General features: G+C 70.8%; 6 protein-coding genes. 4 read left to right on the top strand and 2 right to left on the bottom strand.

Translation table 11 applies throughout. The annotated features are described in order from the left end of the window. Window positions 1–54: 54 nt before the first annotated feature. Both SAHL_RS17225 and SAHL_RS17220 read right to left on the bottom strand, forming a co-directional pair. Window positions 55–651: a hypothetical protein gene (locus SAHL_RS17225; protein WP_148045605.1), complete on the bottom strand. Its 597-nt coding sequence runs from the start codon at window positions 649–651 to the stop codon at window positions 55–57. 5 nt (window positions 652–656) lie between these two features. Then, entirely contained in the window at window positions 657–986 is a 330-nt protein-coding gene (locus SAHL_RS17220; protein ID WP_123592650.1) for a hypothetical protein, read from the bottom strand. A 114-nt stretch (window positions 987–1100) separates the two neighbouring features. On the opposite strand from SAHL_RS17220, the gene argE reads away from it, so the two are divergent. The 4 genes from argE to SAHL_RS17200 are packed head-to-tail and all read left to right on the top strand — an operon-like array spanning window position 1101 to window position 4916. Next, window positions 1101–2267: an acetylornithine deacetylase gene (gene argE, locus SAHL_RS17215; RefSeq protein WP_123592649.1), complete on the top strand. Its 1167-nt coding sequence runs from the start codon at window positions 1101–1103 to the stop codon at window positions 2265–2267. Between the two features lie 4 nt (window positions 2268–2271). After that, complete coding sequence (locus tag SAHL_RS17210; protein WP_123592648.1) at window positions 2272–2784, top strand: GNAT family N-acetyltransferase; 513 nt, start codon at window positions 2272–2274, stop codon at window positions 2782–2784. Window positions 2785–2808: 24 nt separating this feature from the next. After that, complete coding sequence (gene argA / locus SAHL_RS17205; protein ID WP_123592647.1) at window positions 2809–4170, top strand: amino-acid N-acetyltransferase; 1362 nt, start codon at window positions 2809–2811, stop codon at window positions 4168–4170. Next, on the top strand, window positions 4167–4916 hold the full coding sequence (locus SAHL_RS17200; protein ID WP_123592646.1) for a 16S rRNA (uracil(1498)-N(3))-methyltransferase: 750 nt from the start codon (window positions 4167–4169) through the stop codon (window positions 4914–4916). Before argA ends, SAHL_RS17200 begins: the two co-directional genes overlap by 4 nt. The last annotated feature ends 194 nt before the right edge of the window (window positions 4917–5110 follow it).

Genomic DNA, 5110 nt, shown 5'->3' with positions numbered 1-5110 from the left:
TGGCATAACACTCCTTTTGCCGGCCCATGATGAGCCTTCTTTGAAGTGTCCGCATTAACGGGTGAGAACCCGGGAGATGAAGCCGAGCCCGTGGATGAGCTCGTGCAGGACGGTGCCGATGAAATCGATCTCGCCCGCGCCGGGATTCCGGTCCAGCCCGTAATACCAGCGCCGGCCGCCCAGACAGCCGTCCTCGCCGTCGAGCGCGGCGTTGAAGGTCGCGTCGATGTCGCTGGTGCCCGCCGCCACCCGGCGGCCGGCGAGCGCGTTGGCGAGCGCGGCCGGATACAGCGTGTCCGGGCGGGCGGCATCGGCGAAGCCGGCCGCGAACTGGGCCGGCGCGGTCTGCCCGAGCGAGGCGCGGGTCGCGCTGCAGCCCAGCGTCTCGAAACGCACCGCGATGCGAATCGGCACCGCACTGTCGAGCCGGCTGCCCAGGATGTCCGCGGCGTACTGCAGGGCGATTCGACGCTGCTCGCCGCGCGTGCCGCCGTCGTTGCCCCCGACCGGCGCCACCGGCGTGCGGTCGTTGAGCCCTTCACCCTCGGCGTCGCCGTTGATGATCTGCATGGTCGCGGCCGACGCGCTTCCGACGCCCAGCGCCAGCAGCAGTGCGGCGACCAGCAGGCGATACCCCCCGTGAATGTGCATCGGGGTCAGCGTCCGCGCGGCTCGGCGCACAGCGCCTCGCGTCCTTCGGCCCCGGCGTCGCCGGCCGGGTGGCCGATGCGCAGACTGCCGTCCGGGCATTCCACCGCCTCGGTCACGGGCGCATCGTCTCGCCCGGGCGTGAGCATCTGAACGCCCTCGTCGGTGGTCCAGGCCCGCGCATCTTCGCCCGCGTCGGCGTCGGCCCCGTCCTCAACCACCTCTCCGGTCCGCGGGTCGATCTGGATCGTCCGATCGCCGTCGGCGGCGCACACCAGGCTCACGAGGGCGAGACAGAGCAGCGCGAGAGCGCGCAGCGGCAACGACAGGCGGAACATGGACTACCTCGGCGGGGTGCACGGGAAACACCGCAACTCTACCGGGTCGCGGGCGCGATGGGTATAACATGGGCGCGCGAGATTCCCCCGAAGCCGCTCCGGAGCAGACACGCCATGGCCGCACTCGACTGGCGCGAGACCCTCGCCGAGCTTGTCGCGCATCGCACCGTGAGCAGCGGCGATCCGGCGCTGGACTGCGGCAATCGCGCGGCGGTCGAAGCCATGGCCGACCGGCTCGACGCGCTCGGCTTCGACTGCGCCATCACGCCGCTGGCCGGGCGCGCGGACAAGGTCAATCTGGTGGCCCGACTGGGCGACGCCGACCGCGCCGCGGAGGCCGGGCTGGTCTTTGCCGGCCATATGGACACCGTGCCCTGCGACGCCGAAGGCTGGGACTCCGACCCGTTCACGCTCAGCGAACGCGGCGGCCGTCTTCACGGCCTGGGCAGCTGCGACATGAAGGGCTTCATCGCCCTGGCCGCGGGCGTGGCCGCCGAATACGCCGACACCGCGCTGGCCGCGCCGCTGACGCTGCTGGTCTCCGCCGACGAGGAATGCGGCATGGACGGGGCCCGCGCCCTGCTCGAGGCCGGCGTGTCGCCGGGACGCTACTGCGTGATCGGCGAGCCGACCGGCCTGGTGCCGATCCGCCGTCACAAGGGCATCCTCATGGAGCGCATCGAGACCCTCGGCGCCTCCGGGCATTCCAGCAATCCCGCGCTCGGCGCCAACGCCATCGACGCCATGCATCTGGCGATCGCCGCGCTTCGTGCGCTGCGCGAGGAGTTGATCGAGCGGGCGCCGGCGATCGGCTACCCGGTGCCCCACGCCACCCTCAACCTGGGCGCCATCGCCGGCGGCGACAACGCCAACCGGATCCCCGCACGCTGTCGGCTCGACGTCGACCTGCGCTTTCTGCCGGGCATGACCATCGACGCACTGCGCGACGAGCTGCGCGAGCGGGTGACGGCCGCGCTCGCCGGCCACGACTGCGAGGTGCGCTTCACCGAGCTGTTCGAGGGCACGCCCGCCTTCGAGACCGAGGCCGACTCGCGCCTCGTGGCCGCCTGCGAGGCCTTGACCGGTCGGAGCGCCGAGGCCGTGGACTTCGGCACCGAGGGCGCCTTCTACAACCGGCTCGGCATGGACAGCGTGATTCTCGGCCCCGGCGACATCCGCTGCGCCCACCAGCCGAACGAACATCTCGACCTCGACCGCATCGAGCCCATGCAGCGGATCCTGCGCGGGCTGGTCGAGCAATTCTGCCGGCCCTCGACGTGATCCCATGACCCGATCTCGCACGACCACCCCCGTGATCCGCGCCTTCGAGGACGCCGACTGGCCCGGCCTCTGGGCGATTCTGGCGCCGGTCTTTCGGGCCGGCGAGACCTACTGCATCGACCCCGCGATCGACGAGGCCGCGGCCCGCGCCTACTGGATCGACAAGCCGGCGGCGACCTTCGTGGCCGTTGGCGACGACGGCGTGCCGCTGGGCAGCTATTACCTGAAGGCCAATCAGCCGCCGCCCGGCGCCCATGTGGCCAACTGCGGCTACGTCGTCGCCGCCGCGGCGCGGGGTCGCGGCGTGGCGTCGGCGATGTGCGAGCACTCGCAGGCCACGGCCCGCGCGCACGGCTTCGCCGCGATGCAATACAATTTCGTGGTTTCGACCAACACCGGTGCCATCCGGCTCTGGCAACGCCACGGCTTCGCCATCGTCGGCACCCTGCCCGCGGCCTTCGACCATCCGCGGGCCGGCCGGGTGGATGCCCACGTGATGCACAAGCCGCTCAGCTGACCGGCCCGGCGACGACCCGCGCTCATGACCCCAGCCGACCCCACGCCCACGAACGCGCCCGCCGACGGCGGCCCGGCCAACGGCCTCGTCGCCGCCCTGCGCGCGAGCGCGCCCTATGTGCACGCGCACCGCGAGCGCACCTTCGTGATCCACCTGCCGGGCGAAGCCGCGGCCTCGCCGGCGTTCGCGGATCTCGTCTACGACATCGCCCTGCTCGCCAGCCTCGGCGTGCGTCTGGTGATCGTGTTCGGCGCACGCCCGCAGATCGACGCGGCGCTGTCACGCGACGGCATCGCCACGCGTTTCGTCGACGGCGTCCGGGTGACCGATGCCGCCGCGCTCGGCTGCGTGAAACAGGCGGTCGGCAGCCTGCAGATGGATCTCGAAGCCCTGCTGTCCACGAGCCTTGCGAGCACGCCCATGGGCGGCGCGCGTATCGCCACGGTCAGCGGCAATCTGGTCACCGCGCGCCCGGTGGGCATCGCCGGCGGCGTGGATCACGGCCATACCGGCGAGGTGCGGCGCGTGGACGTGGCCAGCATCAACGCCCATCTCGAACGCGGCGCGATCGTGCTGCTGTCGTGTATCGGCTACTCGCCCTCGGGCGAGATCTTCAATCTCCATGCCGAGGAAGTCGCCACCGCTACCGCCACCGCGCTCGCCGCCGACAAGTTCGTGGTCATGCACCCGGGCGCGGCCCTGCACGAGCGCTTTGCCGACACCCCGGCCGAGCTCAGCCCGCAGGCCGCCCGCGATCTGCTGGCTACGGCCAATGCCGCCCTCGAGTCGGCCGACCGGGCACGCCTGCAGGCCGCCATCGCCGCGTGCCAGGCCGGCGTGGCGCGCGCGCATCTGGTGAGCTTCGATACCGACGGCGCGCTGCTGCGTGAGCTCTACTCGCGCGACGGCGCCGGCACGATGATCGCCGCCGACAACTACGACATCACCCGCACCGCCACGCCCGAGGATCTGGGCGGCGTGCTAGCGCTCATCGAACCCCTGGCTGCCGCCGGCGTGCTGGTGGCGCGCTCGCGCGAACAGGTGGAGCTGGATATCGGCCGCTATATCGTGATGGAACGCGACGGCCTGATCACCGCCTGCTGCGCGCTCGTGCCCTACCCCGACGAAGGCGTGGGCGAGCTCGCCTGCGTGGCCGTGCATCCCGACTATCGCGGCCAGGACCGCGCCGCCCAGCTGCTGGTGGAAGTCGAACGCCGTGCGGCCCGCGAAGGCCTGGCGCGCATCTTCGTGCTCACCACCAAGACGCCGCACTGGTTCATCGAACACGGCTTCGCACAGGCCGATCTCGACGCCCTGCCGCTGGCCAAACGCACGCTCTACAACTACCAGCGCAACTCCGCGGTGCTCATCAAGCGCTTGGCATGAGCCGGCGCGCGCACGTCCCGCGGGTGTTCGTCGACGGCCCGCTCGCCGCGGGCGAGACCGTCGAACCCGCCGAGGCCAAGCGTCATCACCTGGCCACCGTACTGCGCCTGAAAGCCGGCGCGCCGGTGACGCTGTTCAACGGCGACGGCTTTGAGTACGCCGCGCGTATCGATCACGCCGATCGCAAGCGCATCACGCTCGCCGTCGAGGCCCGGCACTCGCCGCAGCGCGAATCGCCCCTGTCGATCACGCTCTACCAGGCCATCGCCCGCGGCGATCGGATGGACTTCGCCCTGGCCAAAGCGGTCGAGCTGGGCGTGACGGCGATCCGCCCGGTGTTCACCGAACGTGGCAAGGTCAAGCTCGAAGGCGAGCGGCTAGCAAAGAAACAGGCCCACTGGCAGGCCGTGGTCGAATCCGCCGCCGAACAGAGCGGCCGGCTCGTGCGCCCAGCGCTCGAAGCCGCCAAGCCCCTGTCGCAGGCGCTCGCCGAAGACGACGACGTCCACCGCCTGCGACTCATGTTGGCGCCGACCGCCACCGCGGGCCTGCACGCGACGCCGAAGCACGCACACATCGCCCTGCTCATCGGCCCCGAATCCGGCCTGTCGGACAATGAGATCGACACCGCAAACGCCGCCGGCTGGCAAGCCGTCTCCCTCGGCCCGCGCGTGCTGCGTACCGAAACCGCCGGCATGGCCGCACTCGCCGCGCTGCAGGCGCTTTGGGGTGATCTGGGCGATTAAGCGGCTCGCTTCTCCCGGCTGGGCACCAGCCAACGAATTTCGGCGCCGCTCGTCTAACGACAACCCGCCTGGATCGCTCGTATGTCGAGCAGTCTCTTTTTTATTGATGATTGGTCGGCTACCGGCCCAGGCTGTGTGAAAACGCGTGAGTTAGCGTACTTTTCCCCATCAGCTGTCTATGTCAGGCGCTAAGG

This window comes from Salinisphaera orenii subsp. halophila YIM 95161 (assembly GCF_003732545.1).
GTDB lineage: Bacteria > Pseudomonadota > Gammaproteobacteria > Nevskiales > Salinisphaeraceae > Salinisphaera > Salinisphaera orenii_A.
The sequence above is the reverse complement of the archived record's forward strand: the minus strand, read 5'-3'. Positions and strand labels throughout refer to the sequence as shown.

What these genes read in the sequence shown, in the direction of transcription:
- SAHL_RS17225 (WP_148045605.1), bottom strand. Translation starts at nt 651, where the DNA reads ATGCACATTCACGGGGGGTATCGCCTGCTGGTCGCCGCACTGCTGCTG.
- SAHL_RS17220 (WP_123592650.1), bottom strand. Translation starts at nt 986, where the DNA reads ATGTTCCGCCTGTCGTTGCCGCTGCGCGCTCTCGCGCTGCTCTGTCTC.
- argE (WP_123592649.1), top strand. Translation starts at nt 1,101, where the DNA reads ATGGCCGCACTCGACTGGCGCGAGACCCTCGCCGAGCTTGTCGCGCAT.
- SAHL_RS17210 (WP_123592648.1), top strand. Translation starts at nt 2,272, where the DNA reads ATGACCCGATCTCGCACGACCACCCCCGTGATCCGCGCCTTCGAGGAC.
- argA (WP_123592647.1), top strand. Translation starts at nt 2,809, where the DNA reads ATGACCCCAGCCGACCCCACGCCCACGAACGCGCCCGCCGACGGCGGC.
- SAHL_RS17200 (WP_123592646.1), top strand. Translation starts at nt 4,167, where the DNA reads ATGAGCCGGCGCGCGCACGTCCCGCGGGTGTTCGTCGACGGCCCGCTC.